17 protein-coding genes and 1 tRNA gene are annotated in these 17,469 nt (G+C 69.1%); 7 read left to right on the forward strand and 11 right to left on the reverse strand.

The genetic code is table 11. The annotated features are described in order from the left end of the window. Positions 1-3: 3 nt before the first annotated feature. The 3 genes from BJ986_RS03145 to BJ986_RS03155 are packed head-to-tail and all read right to left on the reverse strand — an operon-like array spanning position 4 to position 2,614. Entirely contained in the window at positions 4-792 is a 789-nt protein-coding gene (locus BJ986_RS03145) for an amino acid ABC transporter ATP-binding protein (protein WP_272955360.1), read from the reverse strand. Further along, positions 792-1,694 (reverse strand): amino acid ABC transporter permease, encoded by a 903-nt coding sequence (locus tag BJ986_RS03150; protein WP_179420686.1) that lies wholly within the window; start codon positions 1,692-1,694, stop codon positions 792-794. The genes BJ986_RS03145 and BJ986_RS03150 overlap by 1 nt, the downstream gene beginning before the upstream one ends. A 2-nt stretch (positions 1,695-1,696) precedes the next feature. Next, entirely contained in the window at positions 1,697-2,614 is a 918-nt protein-coding gene (locus BJ986_RS03155; RefSeq protein ID WP_179420687.1) for an ABC transporter substrate-binding protein, read from the reverse strand. A 130-nt stretch (positions 2,615-2,744) separates the two neighbouring features. Between BJ986_RS03155 and BJ986_RS03160 the strand changes: the two genes are divergently transcribed. Continuing rightward, complete coding sequence (locus BJ986_RS03160; RefSeq protein WP_179420688.1) at positions 2,745-3,332, forward strand: cupin domain-containing protein; 588 nt, start codon at positions 2,745-2,747, stop codon at positions 3,330-3,332. A gap of 125 nt (positions 3,333-3,457) precedes the next feature. Here the strand turns inward: BJ986_RS03160 and BJ986_RS03165 are convergent, their stop codons facing one another. Beyond that, positions 3,458-4,450, reverse strand: a complete 993-nt coding sequence (locus tag BJ986_RS03165) for a LacI family DNA-binding transcriptional regulator (RefSeq protein ID WP_179423423.1) — start codon at positions 4,448-4,450, stop codon at positions 3,458-3,460. Positions 4,451-4,606: 156 nt separating this feature from the next. On the opposite strand from BJ986_RS03165, the gene BJ986_RS03170 reads away from it, so the two are divergent. Genes BJ986_RS03170 through BJ986_RS03185 form a run of 4 tightly spaced genes read left to right on the forward strand, consistent with a single transcriptional unit; the run spans position 4,607 to position 7,972 of the window. Continuing rightward, positions 4,607-5,713, forward strand: a complete 1,107-nt coding sequence (locus BJ986_RS03170; protein WP_179420689.1) for a substrate-binding domain-containing protein — start codon at positions 4,607-4,609, stop codon at positions 5,711-5,713. Between the two features lie 2 nt (positions 5,714-5,715). Continuing rightward, a complete protein-coding gene (locus tag BJ986_RS03175) occupies positions 5,716-6,738 on the forward strand; it encodes an ABC transporter permease (protein ID WP_179420690.1) in 1,023 nt (340 codons plus the stop codon). Further along, on the forward strand, positions 6,735-7,568 hold the full coding sequence (locus tag BJ986_RS03180; protein ID WP_179420691.1) for an ATP-binding cassette domain-containing protein: 834 nt from the start codon (positions 6,735-6,737) through the stop codon (positions 7,566-7,568). Before BJ986_RS03175 ends, BJ986_RS03180 begins: the two co-directional genes overlap by 4 nt. Continuing rightward, a complete protein-coding gene (locus tag BJ986_RS03185) occupies positions 7,565-7,972 on the forward strand; it encodes a universal stress protein (protein WP_179420692.1) in 408 nt (135 codons plus the stop codon). The genes BJ986_RS03180 and BJ986_RS03185 overlap by 4 nt, the downstream gene beginning before the upstream one ends. Before the next feature lie 143 nt (positions 7,973-8,115). Here the strand turns inward: BJ986_RS03185 and iolD are convergent, their stop codons facing one another. From iolD to BJ986_RS03215, 6 genes are read right to left on the reverse strand one after another with little or no spacing between them, the layout of a single operon-like run. Beyond that, entirely contained in the window at positions 8,116-10,068 is a 1,953-nt protein-coding gene (iolD, locus tag BJ986_RS03190; protein WP_179420693.1) for a 3D-(3,5/4)-trihydroxycyclohexane-1,2-dione acylhydrolase (decyclizing), read from the reverse strand. Position 10,069: 1 nt separating this feature from the next. Further along, positions 10,070-10,975: a 5-deoxy-glucuronate isomerase gene (iolB, locus tag BJ986_RS03195; RefSeq protein WP_179420694.1), complete on the reverse strand. Its 906-nt coding sequence runs from the start codon at positions 10,973-10,975 to the stop codon at positions 10,070-10,072. Then, positions 10,972-11,892 (reverse strand): Cgl0159 family (beta/alpha)8-fold protein, encoded by a 921-nt coding sequence (locus BJ986_RS03200; RefSeq protein ID WP_179420695.1) that lies wholly within the window; start codon positions 11,890-11,892, stop codon positions 10,972-10,974. Before BJ986_RS03200 ends, iolB begins: the two co-directional genes overlap by 4 nt. Continuing rightward, positions 11,889-12,884: a 5-dehydro-2-deoxygluconokinase gene (iolC, locus tag BJ986_RS03205; protein WP_179420696.1), complete on the reverse strand. Its 996-nt coding sequence runs from the start codon at positions 12,882-12,884 to the stop codon at positions 11,889-11,891. The genes BJ986_RS03200 and iolC overlap by 4 nt, the downstream gene beginning before the upstream one ends. Position 12,885: 1 nt before the next feature. Further along, complete coding sequence (locus tag BJ986_RS03210; RefSeq protein WP_179420697.1) at positions 12,886-13,794, reverse strand: TIM barrel protein; 909 nt, start codon at positions 13,792-13,794, stop codon at positions 12,886-12,888. A 3-nt stretch (positions 13,795-13,797) separates the two neighbouring features. Next, complete coding sequence (locus BJ986_RS03215; RefSeq protein ID WP_179420698.1) at positions 13,798-14,802, reverse strand: Gfo/Idh/MocA family protein; 1,005 nt, start codon at positions 14,800-14,802, stop codon at positions 13,798-13,800. A gap of 141 nt (positions 14,803-14,943) precedes the next feature. Here BJ986_RS03215 and BJ986_RS03220 point away from each other — a divergent pair, with 141 nt between their 5' ends. Next, complete coding sequence (locus BJ986_RS03220) at positions 14,944-15,708, forward strand: GntR family transcriptional regulator (protein ID WP_179420699.1); 765 nt, start codon at positions 14,944-14,946, stop codon at positions 15,706-15,708. 103 nt (positions 15,709-15,811) lie between these two features. Continuing rightward, positions 15,812-17,230 (forward strand): xylulokinase, encoded by a 1,419-nt coding sequence (locus BJ986_RS03225; RefSeq protein ID WP_179420700.1) that lies wholly within the window; start codon positions 15,812-15,814, stop codon positions 17,228-17,230. Between the two features lie 100 nt (positions 17,231-17,330). Here BJ986_RS03225 and BJ986_RS03230 read toward each other — a convergent pair. Next, positions 17,331-17,407, reverse strand: a tRNA-Met gene (locus BJ986_RS03230). Positions 17,408-17,469 lie beyond the last annotated feature (62 nt).

Below are 17,469 nucleotides of genomic sequence, written 5' to 3' on the forward strand. Positions count from 1 at the left end.
GTTTCAGAGCACCTTGGAGAGGAAGGACTTGGTTCGTGCGTGCTGCGGGTTGCTGAAGATGTCGTGGGGCTTGCCCTCCTCGACGATGACGCCGCCATCCATGAAGACGACGCGGTCGCAGACCTCCCGGGCGAAGCCGATCTCGTGGGTCACCACGATCATGGTCATCCCGTCGGCGGCGAGGCTCTTCATGACGTCGAGCACCTCGCCGACGAGCTCGGGGTCGAGCGCGGACGTCGGCTCGTCGAACAGCATCAGGGCCGGCTCCATGGCCAGCGCCCTGGCGATCGCGACGCGCTGCTGCTGGCCCCCGGAGAGCTGGGCGGGGTAGGCCGCCGGCTTGTCGGCCAGCCCGACCCGGTCCAGCAGCTCGCGCGCTCGGGACTGGGCCTGCGCCTTCGGGACGCCCTTGACGAAGACGGGCGCCTCCATGACGTTCTGCAGCGCGGTCAGGTGTGGGAAGAGGTTGAAGCGCTGGAAGACCATGCCCACGTCGCGCCGGGCAGCCGCGACCTCCTTCGGCTTCAGCTCGTACTTCTTCCCGTGGTGGCGTCGGTAGCCCACGAGGTGGCCGTTGACGCTGATCTCCCCGCCGTCGATCCGCTCGAGGTGGTTGATGCACCGCAGGAAGGTCGACTTGCCCGACCCGGAGGGACCCAGGAAGGACACGACCTCACCGGCCCGGACCGTCAGGTTGACGCTCTTGAGCACCTCGTTGTCGCCGAACAGCTTGCGCACGTTGATGGCCTCGACCATGGGCGTCGGCGCAGGGCTGGCAGTCGTGCTGGTCATCAGCGACCTCCGATCGCGAAGCGGTTGCGGCGCACCTGGGCACCGAGAACTCCCCTGCTCATCCGGCGTTCGATGCGTGACTGCACCACCGTCAGGATGGTGGTCAGCACGATGTACCAGATGCTGGCAACGATCAGGAGCGGGATCTGCTGGAAGTTGCGTCCGTAGATGAGCTGTGCGGTGGTGAGCAGCTCGGGCAGTCCGATGACCAGGCACAGCGAGGTGAGCTTCAGCATCGAGATCAGCTCGTTTGCCGTGGGCGGCACGATGACCCGCGCTGCCTGGGGCAGCACGATCCTGCGGTAGGTCAGGGCCGGGCTCATGCTCAGGGCCTGCGCCGCCTCCGCCTGGCCCTTGTCCACGGAGCCGATGCCGGCCCGCACGATCTCGGCCATGTAGGCCGCCTCGTTGAGCCCCAGTCCCAGGATGGCCGCCACGAACTGCGTGATCAGGGTGTTGCTGGAGATGCTGAAGAACTCTGGCCCGAACGGGATCCCCAGGCTGACCTTCGGAAGCACCGTACCCAGGAAGAACCAGAAGAGCAGCTGCACCAGGATCGGAGTCCCGCGGAAGAGCCACACGTAGCCGCCCGCCACTCCCCGCAGCAGCGGGTTCTCGGAGAGGCGCATGACGGCCAGCACGGTGCCGAGCACGACGCCGACCAGCATGGCTGCAGCGGTGAGCTCGATGGTGACGAGCAGGCCGCGCAGGATCGACCGCTCGAAGAGGTAGCCGAACACGAGATCTGGCCGCAGTTGCTGCGTGGTCGCCACGAAGTTGACGAACATCGCCGCCAGGACGACCAGGACGGCGGCAGCCACCCACCGGCCGGGGTGCCGAAGCCGGACGACCGGCTCCTCGGCATGCCCCGCCTCGATGGACTGCGCGACGTCTGTGGTCATGGTCAGCTCCCGGAGTTGAGCGGCGCGCCCTTGAGCGCCTGGTCCTGCAGGTTCCACTTGGCCAGGAGCTGGTCGTACGTACCCGACTCGATGACCTTGAGAAGGGCAGCCCGGACCGCGTCTCGCAGCTCAGGGCTCTTCTTGGGCACCGGGATGCCGACAGGCAGGGTGCCGAACGGCTTCGCGGGGACCTCGAAGGCGTTGGGGGCCTGCTTGACGTTGTAGGCCAGTGTCAGGTCGAGCGCGACGACGGCATCCGCGCGGCCGGACTGCAGCGCCTGCACGGCACTGGCCTGGTCCGGGAAGGGCTGCTTGTTCACCGCAGGCTTGCCCGCCGCGGTGCACTCCTTGGAGATGTCGTCGACGGACAGGTCGCCGGTGGCGCTCTTCTCCACGGCCGCCGACTTCCCGCACAGGTCGAGCTTGTCCTTGAGATGGGCCGGGTTGCCCTTCTTGACCATGAAGGTCACGCCCGAGTTGAGGTAGTCGATGAAGTCGACGGTGGTCTGGCGGGACTTCTTGTCGATCATGCTCGTGAGCGACAGGTCGTACCGGCCGGCGTCGAGGCCGCCGATGATGCCGTCGAAGTTGGTGTTCTGGAAGTCGAACTTCACGCCGAGGACCTGGCCGAGGGCGGCCCCCAGGTCGGCGTCGAACCCCAGGACGGTCTTGTTGTCGGTGTCGAAGAACTCCATGGGCGGGAAGCTCACGCCCGAGGCGACCCGCACCGTCCCGGAGGACTTGATCGCGGCCGGGAGCTTGGCGGCCGCGGCGTCGTCCTTGGCGAGCGAGCCGACCGACGACGTCTGGCTGCCGCTGGTGCCGTTGGCGCCGGCGGCCTTCTGGTCCGGGGCTGCGCAGCCGGACGCGAGGGTCACCGCCGCGATGGTGCCGGCGAGTGCGAGGTGTCGAAGCTGCATGGTCATCTCCATTGATGTTTCGTGTGACGCAACAAAGGTTGTGCACTGAGGATCGGGCAGGCATGATGGGATGTCAAGGGGTGCAGCAGAATTTGGACGCAGCCCGCCACCAGTGCGAGAGGATCCACAGATGCGCCCGGTCCCCGTCTCCCCCACCCACAACGGAGTTCGACTCGGTGCGCGCCTGCGCGCAGCGAGGAAGGCCAACGGCTTCACCCTCGAGCAGCTGGCCAGCTCCTCAGGGCTGACCAAGGGGTTCCTCAGCCGGGTCGAGCGCGACGAGACCTCACTCAGCGTCAGCTCCCTCATCACCCTCTGCGAGGTGATGAGCGTCGACGTCGGCTCACTGTTCAGTGCGCCCGAGGTCGCCCTCGTCCGCCGCGAGTCGGCGCCTGCCATCAACCTGGGCGGGACCGGCGTCAGCGAGCAGCTCATGACGCCTCGCGGCCAGGCCAAGGTCCAGCTCGTTCACACCTTCGCGGAGCCGGGCGCCACCGGAGGGGCCGACCTGTACACCATCAACTGCGAGCTCGAGGTCCTGTACGTCCTCAAGGGCGTGGTCGAGCTCGTCTTCTCGGACCGCCGCCAACGGCTGACTGCGGGCGATGCGCTGACGTTCCCCGGCGGCGAGCCGCACACCTGGGAGAACACCAGCGCCTCGAGGACGGCCGAGATGATCTGGGTCCTGTCGCCGGCCCCGTGGAGCGGTAGCTCCTGACCGCGGCAGCGCGGGGCCATTCGGCTGTATGGGGCACCACCAGAAGCCCTCTGCCCTGCCGCCACGAAATCTCGGCGCTGCGGCCCCGTCGTCACGCCCCGCCCAAAGCCATCCGGCCGATGGACTTAGGGGCGGATCTCGCCCGAGCCCCGGGGGATCAGCTCGGGCTTGATCACGACATGGCGCGGAGCCGAGGTGTCGCCGTCGATGCGGGCGAACAACCGCGCCGCGACCTGCGCCCCGATGGCTCCTACATTCTGCCGAACCACCGTGAGCGGCGGGTCGACGATGTCTGCCAACGGGAAGTCGTCGAAACCAACGAGGGCGATCCGTCCGGCCAGTCCGCGGTGGTGCAGTGTGCGAATAGCACCCACTGCCAACGAGTTTCGCGCCGCGAAGATGGCCGTCGGCGGCTCCCTTCCGTCGAGCAGGCGCCCGAGCGCGTCAATCGCGTCCTCGGACGACCGCAGGGAGGTGGCGACAAGTCTGGGATCCGGCTCGATACCGGCCTCCAGGAGTGCTGACAGATAGCCGTCGTGCCGCGCGCGGGCCGTCTGGATCGACGTCAGGTCGCCGAGCAAGGCGATGCGGCGGTGACCGTGCGCGATGAGGTGGTTCACAGCCAGCCTGGCGCCCAGGTCGTTGTCGATGGTGACCGAGTCGGTGTCGACCCCGTTGGGCCGACGGTCCACAAACATGATGGGCAGGCCGCTGCGCAGGTCGTCCGCGAGGTACTCCTGACGCGCCGTCGCGGGCATGAGCAGCAGGCCGTCGACACGGCGACGCACGAGGTTCTCCACGAGCACGCGCTCGCGTTCGGGCTCCTCGTCGAGGCTGGACGCGACGATGACGACATCGCGGTCACGGGCTGCGTCCTCGAGGCTGCGCAGGAGGCTGGCCGAGAAGGAGTTGCTCACATCCTGCAGCAGCGCACCCACCATGGCGGTCTTGCCGTGCCCGCGGCGCAGGTTGCTGGCGGCGAGGTTGGGGCGGTAGCCAAGCTGCGCGACGGCCCGCTCGACCCGGCTGACGACGTCGCTGGAGACGCCGCCCTCGCGGTTCACCACCCGGGACACCGTCTTGAGGCTGACGCCAGCGAGGGCTGCCACCTCCCGCATGGTGGCACGTGGGGGGCGGCGCTGGGTCTTTGACAACGATGTCACGATCACGAGTGCAGTTGTACAGGAACCGTTGACAAATGCACAACTGCCGACTACAAATTCTCTTGACAACGTTGTCACGCGGCACGGAAGCCGCTTGAGATGGGAGACACCATGCGTCACAGCACCTTGCACAACCGCTCCGTTCGGCGGACGCTCGCCATCGCCCTCGCGGGCTCGACTGCGCTCGCACTGGGCGCCTGCAACCGATCCAGCTCGAGCGACACCGCCGGGAGCGGCGGCAAGGCGGCAGTCGGTGTCAGCCTGATCACCAAGGACTCCACCAACCCGTTCTTCGTCGCCATGCAGAAGGGCGCCAAGGCGGACGCCGCCAAGAACAACGTGAAGCTCACCGTCGCCTCCGGCAAGCAGGAGGGGGACGACCAGGGTCAGATCACCGCCATCGAGAACTCGGTCGCCCGCGGCGACAAGGGAATCCTCATCACCCCGATGAGCACCGGCGTCAATGCCGCTATCGAGAAGGCGCGCAAGGCGGGCCTGTTCGTCATCGCGCTGGACACCCCGCCCGACCCGGCCAGCACCGTGGACATCACCTTCGCCACCAACAACCGCAACGCGGGCAAGCTCGACGGCCAGTGGGCCGCGATGCAGATGGACGGCAAGCCCGCGGTCATCGCCCTGTTGGACCTGTTCAACGACAAGATCGTCTCAGTGGACTACAACCGCGACCAGGGCTTCCTCGAGGGCATGGGCATCCCGGTGAACGACCCCAAGAAGAACGGCGACGAGGCCAAGACCGGCAAGTACACCGGTGGCAAGGGTGGCGACTACACGATCGTCTGCAACGAAGCCGGACAGGGCGCCGAAGACGGCGGCCGCTCGGCGATGGAGAAGTGCCTGGCGAAGAACCCCAACATCAACCTCGTCTACACGATCAACGAGCCCACCGCGGTCGGCGCCGATAAAGCCCTCAAGGCTGCCGGCAAGACGGCCCTCATCGTCTCGGTCGACGGCGGCTGCGCCGGCGTCGGCAGCGTCAAGAGCGGCGTCATCGGTGCCACGGCCCAGCAGTATCCGTTGAAGATGGCCACCCTCGGGATGGAGGCGATCGCCAAGATCGCCCGCGGCGGCGAGAAGCCCAAGACCACTCCCGGACTGGACTTCTTCGACACCGGGGTCGCCCTGGTCACCGACAAGAAGGTGACCGGCGTCGACAGCATCACGTCCGACGAGGGTTCCAAGATCTGCTGGGGCAACTGACCATGAGCACACAGGTCACCTCTGCAGCCGCCGAGTTCGCTCGGCGACAGCAGTCGCCGGTCCAGAGGGTGCAGCACCAGCTGCACGGCAAGCCGTGGCTGAGCCCACTTTTCCTGCTCCTCGTCGCGTTCGTGGCGTTCTTCATCGCCACACCCACCTTCCTCACCGCAAACTCGATGGGCATCCTGCTCCAGCAGACCGCGGTCGTCGCCGCGCTGGCGGTCGGCCAGACGCTGGTCATCCTCACCGCCGGCATCGACCTCTCGGTGGGCGCCGTCATGGTTCTGTCGATGATGGTGATGGCCACGCTGACCAAGGATGGCGGGATGCCGGGCCTGCTCGGGCTGCTCATCGGCTTGGTCCTCGCGATCGTGGCCGGCTTCCTCAACGGGCTGCTGGTGACCCGCATCAACCTGCCTCCGTTCATCGTCACCCTGGGCACGCTGAGCATCTTCACGGCCATCGCCCTGCTCTACTCCGGCGGCGAGAGCATCCAGGCCGAGCACCTGCCGGGCCTGCTGAACGCGCTCGGCAACGACTTCGGGATCGGGAACTTCCGCCTGACGTGGGGCATCGTCCTCGTCGTCGTGATGTACGCGGTGATGGCTTTCGTGCTCTCCCAGACGGCATGGGGCCGCTACGTCTATGCCGTTGGTGACGACGCCGAGTCGGCCCGCCTCTCCGGTGTGCCGAGCAAGCGGATCCTGCTGGCCGTCTACACCGTGGCCGGCCTGATCTACGGCCTCGCCGCCTGGATCCTCATCGGTCGCGCCGGTGCGGCGACGCCCAACGCGGCGCCCACCGCCAACCTCGACTCGATCACGGCCGTCGTCATCGGCGGCACCAGCCTCTTCGGTGGTCGAGGTCGGCTGATCGGCACCCTCATCGGTGCGCTGATCGTCCAGACCTTCGACTTCGGGCTCTCCCAGATGGGGGTCAACCAGCAGTGGCGAGTCCTCGCGACGGGCCTGCTCGTCATCCTCGCCGTCGCGGTCGACCAGTGGATCAGGAAGGTGAAGTCATGAGCACGAGCACCCTCGAGGTGGCCCACGGTGGCGTCCCGGCTGGGAAGGAGCACGTCTACAGCCAGGAGCCCGTCCTGTCGGCCCGCAAGCTCGTCATCACGTTCGGGCGCGTGGTCGGTCTCGACGGAGTCGACCTCGACCTCTACCCCGGCGAGGTGCTCGCGGTCATCGGCGACAACGGTGCCGGCAAGTCGACTCTCATCAAGTGCCTCACCGGGGCCTACGTCCCCGACTCCGGGGAGATCACCCTCAACGGTCAACCGGTCCATTTCAAGAAGCCCCAGGATGCCCGTGAGGCGGGGATCGAGACGGTCTACCAGCAGCTGGCCGTCATCCCTGCCCTCGACATCGCCAGCAACCTCTACCTCGCCCGCGAGGAACGTCGCAAGGGACCGCTCGGTTCGGTGCTGCGGATGCTCGACAAGAGGGGCATGGAGAAGCGCGCGGGTGCCTCGGTGCAGGACCTCGGGATCCAGACGATCCAGAACATGAACCAGGCCGTCGAGACGCTCTCCGGAGGTCAGCGCCAGGCCGTCGCCGTCGCCCGGGCGGCAGCGTTCGGGAGCAAGCTCGTCGTCCTCGACGAGCCGACTGCGGCACTGGGTGTCAAGGAGTCGGGAATGGTGCTCGACATGGTCAAGCAGCTGCGTGACAAGGGCCTGTCGATCATCCTCATCAGCCACAACATGCCGCACGTGTGGGAGGTCGCCGACCGCATCCACATCCAGCGACTGGGTGGCCGGGCCGGGGTCATCACGCCCCAGTCGCACGACATGGGCGAGGGTGTCGCCATCATGACGGGCGCCAAGCGCCTCGAGGGCTCGCCGTGACCGGCACGGTCGTCGTCGGCTACATCCCGACGCCGCAGGGGATCGCTGCTTTCGAGCGGGCGAAGGAGGAAGCGCTGCTCCGGGAGTGCAGGCTCGTGGTCGTCAACACCGGCCAGAACGGGGACTTCGCCACCCCGAGCTTCGCCACCGCGGAGGACATCGACGCGATCGGGCGCGAGCTGCGCGATGCGGGCCTGGCCCACGAGGTCCTCCAGGCCACCAGCGGGCTCGGGGCCGCCGAGGAGATCCTGCGCGTCGCCGCGGCCGAGTCGGCGGAGCTGATCGTCATCGGCATTCGTCACCGCACGCCGGTGGGCAAGCTCTTCCTGGGCAGCACCTCGCAACAGGTCTTGCTCGACGCGCCCTGCGCGGTGCTGGCGGTCAAGGCCAGGACCACCGCCTGACCCGGCGGGCACGACCTCGGTCTGGGCTCAGCCTCGCGCTGAGCCCAGACCGAGCACCACGGTCATCCTGAGCACCACAGAGATGCTGAGAACCGCAGGGATCCCCCGCCGTGCGCCTGGCCCATCGTCGGGCCGCCAAGCGGTCAGGGCGGGTCCCCCGGCTGGGTTGGGGAGACGAGCGGGCGCTGGGTCGCCTTGCGCTTCCCGTATGCCGCGTAGGCGGATCTCGTGCTGTCGAGCTCGCTGACCTGCGAGACCGGCACGTCCCACCACGACTCGCTGTCGGGCGCGCCGACGAGCGGGTCTGTCTCCACGTGGATGACGACCGGGCCGCCGTCTGCGGGCGCCGCCTTGGCCTCTGTGACCGCGGCCTCGAGCTCATCGCGCGAGTGCACCTCGATGACGTGGGCGCCCAGGCTTCGGGCGTTGGCCGCGAGGTCGACGGGGAGCAGCCGGCCGTCCAGCCGGCCTGACTCCTCGGAGCGGTAGCGGTAGGACGTGCCGAACCGCTGCGACCCGAGCGACTCGGAGAGCGAGCCGATCGAGTGGAAGCCGTGGTTCTGGACGAGGACGACCACGACCTTGATCCGCTCCTGCACCGCGGTGACGAGCTCGGTCGGCATCATGAGGTAGCCGCCGTCCCCCACCATGGCGAACACGTCGCGGGTCGGGTCAGCCAGGCGGATCCCCAGGGACGCCGGCACCTCGTAGCCCATGCAGGAGTAGCCGTACTCGACGTGGTAGGCCTTGCGGTCCCGGACCCGCCACAGCTTGTGCAGGTCTCCGGGCATCGAGCCGGCAGCGCAGAGGACGACGTCGCGCGGGTCCGACAGCTCGTTGACGACCCCGAGCACCTCACCCTGGGTCAGCACGCCTTCGGCGAGCTTCGCCGTCACCTCCGTCGGTGGGTGGTAGGCCGCCTCCACGTCCTGGTCCCACGACCGCCACAGCTCGCGCTGCCGTTCGCGGTAGGCGGGATCAACGGCATACGCCTCCAGGGCCGTGGTGAGGGCTGTCAGGGCCTCACGGGCGTCGGCGACCACCGAAAGCCCCGCATGCTTGCCGGCGTCGAACCCGGCGACATTGACATTCACGAAGCGGACCCCACTGGCCTGGAAGGCAGTTCGCGACGCCGTGGTGAAGTCTGACCATCGCGTCCCTATGCCGATGACGACATCGGCATCACGGGCGAGCGAGTTCGCCGCGCTGGTGCCGGTGGAGCCCACGGCCCCAACCAGCTGGGGGTGGCCGTGCAGCAGCGACCCCTTCCCGGCCTGGGTCTCACCGACCGGGATGCCGGTCGCCTCGCAGAACGCTGCCAGCGCCGACTCCGCCCCGGAGTAGTGCACCCCACCGCCCGCAACCACCATCGGTCGCTTCGCGCTTCGGATCACGTCTGCCGCGGCCACGATCCGCGCAGCCTCCGCGGGCGGGCGAGCGACGTGCCACACGCGCTCGGCGAAGAGCGCGGCGGGGAAGTCGAACGCCTCTGCCTGGACGTCCTGGGGCAGGGCGATGGTCACCGCCCCCGTCTCGACCGGGTCGGTGAGGACCCTCATCGCCCCGAGAAGGGCCGATGCCAGCTGCTCGGGGCGACTGACCCGGTCGAAGAACCGCGACAGCGGGCGGAACGCATCGTTGACGGTCACGTCTGCGGCGTACGGGACCTCGAGCTCCTGGAGCACCGGTGCGGACGCGCGGGTGGCGAACGTGCCTGACGGCAGCAGCAGGACCGGTATCCGGTTGATCGTGGCGAGGGCGGCCCCGGTCAGCATGTTCGTCGAGCCCGGCCCGACCGACGCCGTGCACGCCCAGGTCTGCAGCCGGTCCTTCTGCCGCGCGTAGCCGACCGCGGTGTGCACCATCGCCTGCTCGTTGCGCGCCAGCACGTACCGAAGGCGCTCCTCGCGGTCGGCGAGCTCGTTCTGGAGCAGTGCCTGGCCGAGTCCCGCGACGTTGCCGTGACCGAAGATCCCGAAGCAGCCGGCAAACAGCTTCTGGCGCTCGCCGTCCCGCTCACTCCACTGGTTCGCGAGAAAGCGGACCACGGCCTGCGCCACGGTGAGCCGCGCCGTCGCGGTGTCGTTCCCATCCATGTCAGCTGCCTGCCTTGCCCAGTCGGGGGTCGACGTCCTGCGTCGTCCAGGTCTCGCGCACCCGGGCGTGCGCCGGGTCGTCACAGATCAGCCAGGCCCGATGTTCTCCCGGGCCGGCCATGACGTTGAGGTAGTAGAGGTCCGCGTCCGGGGCAGCCGTCGCGGGTCCGTGCCACCCGTACGGTACGAGCACGACGTCGCCACTGCGCACCTCGGCCAGGACGTCGATCGGTCGCTCGTCGCTGCCGTAGACCCGTTGGTAGCCAACCGGATCCGCAGTGTCGTTTCCGGCGGATGCCTGCGTCTCGAAGTAGTAGATCTCCTCGAGCTCGGTCTCCTCGCCCGGCCGCTCCTCGTCGTGCTTGTGCGGCGGGTAGGAGCTCCAGTTGCCAGCCGGGGTGATTACCTCGCAGGCGATGATCGAGTCCGCGTCGAGCACCTCGGGGATGCCGAAGTTGCGGACCTCGCGCGAGCAGGACCCGGCGCCACGCACCTCGACCGGCACCTCGGCTGCCGACACGTGCCGCACCGCAGGCGTATGCCGCGTGGTCGCCTTCGCGGCGCACACCGCGACTCGCGCGGGGCCGCCCTCGGCGGTCACCGTCAAGGCCGAGTCGCGCGCCACATAGGCGACGTCGGTCGACCCGGTGAAGACACTCTCGCGGCCGAGCAGCAGCACGTCATCGGACTCCGAAACCACCACGCGAACCGAGCCCGACAGGGGGACCACCACGTGCTCTCGCTCGCCCGCCTCGACAGTGCGACTCTCCCCCTCTGCGAGCGACCCGGCATAGAGGCCGGTGTGCAACCAGCCCGGCACGGAGTCGTCGATGACGACGTCCCAGCCATCCCGCATCGCCGTACCGGCGAGACGCACCCAGGTGTCGTTGTCGCGACCGAGGCTCATCCGACCTCCCCGTGGACCAGGCCGGCGGCGATGTCGACCGCGCCGGCGACGTCGCCGTCGGGCGGGTAGAGCAGGGCCCGGCCCACGACGAGCCCGCGCACCGACGGCAGTTCAAGTGCCTGACCCCACGACGAGTAGGTCTCGTCGGGGCAGGTCTGCGGGTCACCTCCGAGCAGCAGCGTCGGCAGCGTCGTCGCGTCCATGACGCGCGCGAGGTCGTCGACGACCGGCAGCTTGAGCCAGGTGTGCGCGCTGGTGGCTCCGAGACCGGCGGCGATGTGCATCGACAGGATGGTCGAGTCGGGGTCGAGCCGATTGACGACTTGCCCGCCCTCCCGCACCGAGATGAAGGGCTCGACCATGGCCATCAACCCGTGCTCCGCGAGCTGGGTGACCGCCTTCGCGCTGGCTTCGAGGGTTGGCGCCGTGCCCGGGTCGTCGTGCGCGATGCGGGTGAGCATCTTTCCGCCTTCCAGGCCGTGGGCGGCGATGTCCTGCGCCCGGTAGGCAGTGAAGCGGTCGTCGAGCTCGAAAGTCGCCCCCTGGAGGCCGCCTCGGTTCATCGAGCCGATCACGACCTTGCCCTCCAGGGCGCCGAGCAGGAGCAGGTCCTCGAGGATGTCCGCGGTGCCGAGCACCCCATCCACGCCAGGGCGCGAGAGCGCCTCCACCAGTCGGCCGATGAGCTCGCTCCTGCTGCCCATCGCCTGCTTGTCGCCACGCACGCCGAGCGCGCCACGGGCTGGGTGGTCAGCCGCCACGATCAGCAGCCTCCCGTCCGGGCCGACGAGCGGGCGGCGCGTTCGCGCCTGCCAGCGGTCCGCGATGGCCCCCGGGGCCCTCACCCGGGTCTCGGTGAGCAGGGCGAGTGCCTCAGGGTCCAGCCTCGGACTCGTGGTGGCCGGTGTGGTGCTCATCGCTGCCCCTCCTGCGCGTGGTCGAGCGCCCCGAGGTGCACCGACACCACTCCTGTCGCGAGCGCCTCACGCACTTCGGTCTCGGTCGGCATTGCCGTCGAGCACTCCAGCCGGGAGGCGACGATCGCTCCGGCGACGTTGCAGAACTCGAGGACGTCTCGCAGGGGCCAGCCGGCGATGAGTCCGTGCACCAGGGCGCCGCCGAAGGCGTCGCCGGCGCCGAGGCCGTTGACGACGTCGACGGGGAAGGACGGGACCTCGATCCGCTGCTCGCGTGTCGCGGCGAGGACGCCACGAGCACCCTGTTTGACGATCGCGAGCTCGAGGCCTCGATCGAGGAGGGCGTCGGCGGCGCGCTCCGGATCGGCCTCGCCGACCGCGATCTCGCACTCCTCGCGGTTGCCCACGGCGACAGTCACGTGCTGGAGAGCCTTGTCGACCTGTTCGCTCGCCTCCGCGGGGTCGGCCCAGAACATGGGGCGGTAGTCGAGGTCGAGGATGGTGTGCTCCCGCCGCCCGCGGTGCTCCCAGGCGGTGAAGTGCGCGGCCCGGCTCGGTTCCTGCGAGAGCCCGGTGACCGTGCTCCAGTACACCCGCGCGTCCCGTATCTCCTGCAGCGGCAACGTGTCCGGCTCGATGAGCAGATCCGGGGCCGTCGGGTACCGGTAGAAGTACAGCGGGAAGTCGTCCGGCGGGAAGATCTCGCAGAACGTCACCGGAGTGGGGGGTCCGTCCACCTCGGTCATGTATGCCGGGTCCACGCCGAGGCGCTCGGCCTCCTGGCGCACGTACCGGCCGAAGGCGTCGTGCCCCGTTCGGGTGATCAGTGCGCAGTGGCGCCCATAACGGGCTGCGGCCACGGCCACGTTGGTGGCGCTACCGCCGAGGAACTTCTCGAAGGTGCGCACCTGCTCGAGCCCGACGCCGAGCTGCAGCGGGTAGATGTCGGCGCTGACCCGACCGATGGAGACCAGGTCGTAGGCGCCGGACACGTCAGATCCCGACACCGGAGTGCTGCGCGGCCAGGGCCAGGAGGTAGTTGAGGCTCGTCTCGACGTCTTCGAGCGGCCCTTGCGCTCCGGGGTCGTCCGGCAGGATGGTGTCCTGCTCGAGGACGTACCACCCGGCATACCCGCCGTCCTCCAGGGCTCCGACGATGGCGGCTATGTCGACGTCGCCCTCCCCCAGTGGCACGTAGAGGCCTTCACGCACACCTTCGGTGTAGGAGAGCTGGCCGTTGCGCACACGCCGGGCCACGGCCTCGCTGACGTCCTTGAGGTGCACGTGGGCGATTCGCTGGGGATGGCTGCGCGCGACCGCGACCGGGTCGCCACCACCGATGAGGAGGTGCCCGGTGTCGAGGCAGAGCCCGATGGTGGAGCCCGCGAGGACCCGGTCGGTCTCCTCGCCCGACTCGACCATGGTGCCGACGTGGGGGTGGAGGGTGGCCGTGATGCCGCGCGCCGCCGCAGCGGTGTCGAGGCGGTCCAGGTTGGCCAGCAGGGTCGCCCAGCCGGCGTCATCGAGAACGGGCCTCTCGTCATATCCACCCCGTCCGGTCGCCGCGGCAATCACGACCGTGGAGGCATGGGCGGCCACCAGGCTGTCCAGGGCCCGCTCGACCTCGGGGACCGGGTCGTGGCCCTGGTCGTGGAGGACGACGGGCACGAACTGGCCGATCGCCTCCAGGTCCACCTCGGCGAGCACGCGCGCCTTGTCCTCCGGGTCATCGGGCAGGAACCCGTCCGGCCCGAACTCGGTCGCGACGAGCCCGACGTCTGCCATCTGCCTCAGCACCGTCGCGGGGTCGTACTGCCAGCCCCAGCCAGGGACCTCACAGACGCCCCAGGAGATCGGGGCGCCCGCAATGCGGTCGGACAGCGGCGGTGTCTGGGTGGTCATCGGTCAGGCTCCCTTGATCTCGGAGAGGTCGACTGGCCGGCGCTCGCTCCGCGACAGCTCGCACGCCTCTGCGACGCGGAAGGCCTGCAGTGCGTCGTCGACGGTGCAGGGGGTGGGCAGCCTGCCGGCAGCGACCTCGCAGAATGCAGCGAGCTCGGCGCGGTAGGCCGGCAGGAAGCGCTCCATGAACGACCGCTTCACGGGCCCCCGGGGGAACTCGACGTGACCCTCGGCCGACCGGAACGCGAGCGAGTCGTCGAGGCCCACCGCGATGGCGCCCAGCTCTCCGTGGACCTCCATGCGCACGTCGTGCCCCCCGCCGTTGTAGCGAGTCGAGCTCACCAGCACGAGCGTCTCGTCGTCCAGGGTGAGGATGGCTGCACCGCTGTCGACGTCGCCGGCGTCCCGGAAGAAGGGCGCACCCTTGTTGGCGCCCGTCGCGTAGACGGTGGCGACCTCGCGACCTGTGACGAACCTGATCGCGTCGAAATCGTGGACGTTGCAGTCGCGGAAGATCCCCCCCGAGGTGGGGATGTATGCCGCGTGCGGCGGAGCCTGGTCGTGTGTCGCGGCCCGGATGGTGTGGACGAAGCCCAGTTCCCCAGAGGCCACGGCCGCCTTGGCGTTGCGGTAGCCGTCGTCGAAGCGGCGTTGGAACCCGACGTGCACAGGGGTGTCCGAGTCGGCGACGAGGCGGGCCAGGTCGAGGGTCTCTTCGAGGCTGGCCGCGACCGGCTTCTCGCAGAACGTCGGGATGCCGCCCTCGATGCCGTGGCGCAGGAGGGGAGCGTGCCCGGGGGTCGCAGTCGCGATGACCAGGCCGTCGATTCCCGCGCCGAGCAGCTCGTCGATGTCGGCGGCACAGGCGAGGCCAAGCTCCCCGGCGACCCGTCGGGCGGCCTGCCCGTCGACATCGACGAGGATGACCTCGTCGACCGCGTCGAGGCTCTTGAGTGTCGAGGCGTGAAAAGCCCCGATCCGTCCTGTACCTGCTAGTCCGATGCGCATCAGCGGAGCTCTTCCCGTCCGGTGTCGAAGCCTATCGCCGTTGCCAAGAACCGGGGCATGTGGCACGCGGCGGGTGCAGAGCCAGCGTGCCCATAGGAGGGTGCCACGTCAACACTTTGTCAGGACATTCTCACGTGAGAAATGCAGTGTCCCCGCTACAGTGGTCTAGTGGCCAAACAGGTGGGCGTGATGATCGATCGAACGTCACCCGTGCCTCTCTACCATCAGCTCGCCGAGCAGCTCGGCGAGGCGATCAACAGCGGCGAACTGCAGCCCGGCGACCCCTTCGAGAACGAGGTGGCCATCGTGGCGCGCCTCAACCTCTCGCGACCCACGGTGCGCAGGGCGATCCAGGAGCTTGTCGACCAGGGTCTCCTGCTTCGTCGACGTGGTCTGGGCACCACCGTCGCGGCGCGCAAGGTGCATCGTCGGGCCGAGCTCACCAGCCTCTGGGATGACCTCGCCCGCGCCGGGACACGGCCCACGACGAAGGTGCTGAGCCATGAGCTGGTGCAGGACGAAAGGGTGGCAGCTGCTCTCGACCTACCCGACGACACGGTGTTCCTGTCCATCGCGCGGCTGCGCAGTGCCGGCGACACACCCCTGGCCGTGCTGCAGAACTGGCTCCCACCGGGACTCAACGACATCACCCGGGAGCGGCTGGAGGACGAGGGGCTCTATGCGTTGCTACGGGAGCGCGGAGTGCGGCCCGTCGTCGCGCACCAGAGCATCGGCGCCCGGACTCCCACCGCCAAGGAGCGAAAGCATCTCGGCATCCGTGGGCACGAGCCGGTGCTGACCATGTCGCGCAGCGCCTTCGACGCCGCCGGCGCAGCGGTGGAGTTCGGCGACCACTGCTACCGGTCGTCGACGTACACCATCGATGTCATGATCGACGAACGCTGATCGGCTGGCGGCGGTACTGCAGCGACGCGCCGTCGAGTGTGCTCGCATACCGTCTTGCGGACGCCGGCCACAGCGGCAAGATCAGCATCGTGACGGAGGACTGATGCCACACGCTCGCCCCACGCTGGTCGCCGGAGTCGACTCCTCCACCCAGTCGACCAAGGTCGTCGTGTGCGACGCGTCGACCGGTGAGGTCGTCCGCACCGGTCGCGCGCCGCACCCTGACGGCAGCGAGGTCCACCCCGACCGCTGGTGGGAGGCGTTCACCAACGCCACAGCCGGTGGGCTGCTCGACGACGTGGCGGCAATCGCCGTCGGCGGCCAGCAGCATGGGATGTGCGCCCTCGACGAGGTGGGAGCGGTCGTCCGAGATGCGTTGCTGTGGAATGACACCCGCTCGGCGCAAGCATCGCGGGACCTGCTTGGGGAGCTGGGTGGTGCGGCGACCTGGGTGGAGCGTACGGGCTCGGTGCCCGTCCCGAGCTTCACGGTCACCAAGGTCCGGTGGCTGGCCGAGAATGAGCCGGCGAACGCCGCACGGGTCGCCGAGGTCGTCCTGCCCCACGATTGGCTGACCGGTCAGATCCTCAAACAGGGCAACGCATTCCGCGAATATGTGACGGATCGCGGAGATGCCTCGGGCACCGGGTACTTCTCGACAGCCGAGGGCACGTATCTGCTCGACATCCAGGAGCTCGCGTTGGGTCACGGGTTCGTCACGCCTCGAGTACTCGGTCCGTCGGAGGAAGCAGGGAGGACCGACACGGGCGTGATCGTGGGGCCCGGGACAGGTGACAACGCGGCTGCGGCACTCGGGCTCGGGCTGCGCGCAGGTGATGCGGCGGTGTCGCTGGGTACGAGCGGGGCCGTGTTCGCGGACCACTCGTTGCCTGTTCGGGACCTCACGGGCCACGTCGCCGGCTTCGCGAGCGCGACCGGGGGCCACCTGCCACTCGTGTGCACCCTGAACGCGGCGCGCGTCCTGACGGCAGCGGCGCGGCTGCTCGGCACGGACCTGACCGGACTCGACCACCTCGCTCTCTCGGCATCCCCCGGCGCCGGCGGACTGACCTTGCTCCCCTACCTCGACGGGGAGCGCACGCCGAACCTTCCAGACGCGACCGGCACCCTCGGCGGCCTCACTCGCAGCAACGCCACCCCCGAGAACCTCGCCCGCGCCGCGGTGGAAGGCATGTTGGCCAACCTCGTCGCGGGGGTGCAGGATCTGCGCCGCCTCGGGATCCCCGTGGCACGGATCCTGCTCATCGGCGGCGCGTCCGCGTCCGCCGCCGTGCGCGCCATCGCCCCTGACCTGTTCGGAGTGCCGGTGGCCATCCCTGCTGCAGGAGAGTATGTCGGCCTGGGCGCGGCCCGGCAGGCGGCCTGGGTGCTCAGCGGGGCGGACCAACCCCCGGACTGGAAGGTGCGCATCGAGGAAACACTCGAGCCGACGGGGCAGCTCGGGGGCCTGGACGTGCTCGACCGCTACGAAGCTCTGCGGTCCACGCTGCACGGCGCGTAAGGATCAGGCAACAGCCGCGGGCCTTGGCTACACATGGCTACACCCCGGCATGACAGAGGCCCTCTCCCCGAAGGGAAAGGGCCTCTGACCTGCTACTTCGTGGTAGCGGGGGCAGGATTTGAACCTGCGACCTCCGGGTTATGAGCCCGGCGAGCTACCGAGCTGCTCCACCCCGCGTCGGTAGACACCACCTTACGGGAACCCCTGCGCCCGAACCAAATCGGGCTGCGTCAGGCCGG

Origin of the sequence: Pedococcus badiiscoriae, from assembly GCF_013408925.1 — a bacterium.
GTDB classification, from domain to species: Bacteria; Actinomycetota; Actinomycetes; order Actinomycetales; family Dermatophilaceae; genus Pedococcus; species Pedococcus badiiscoriae.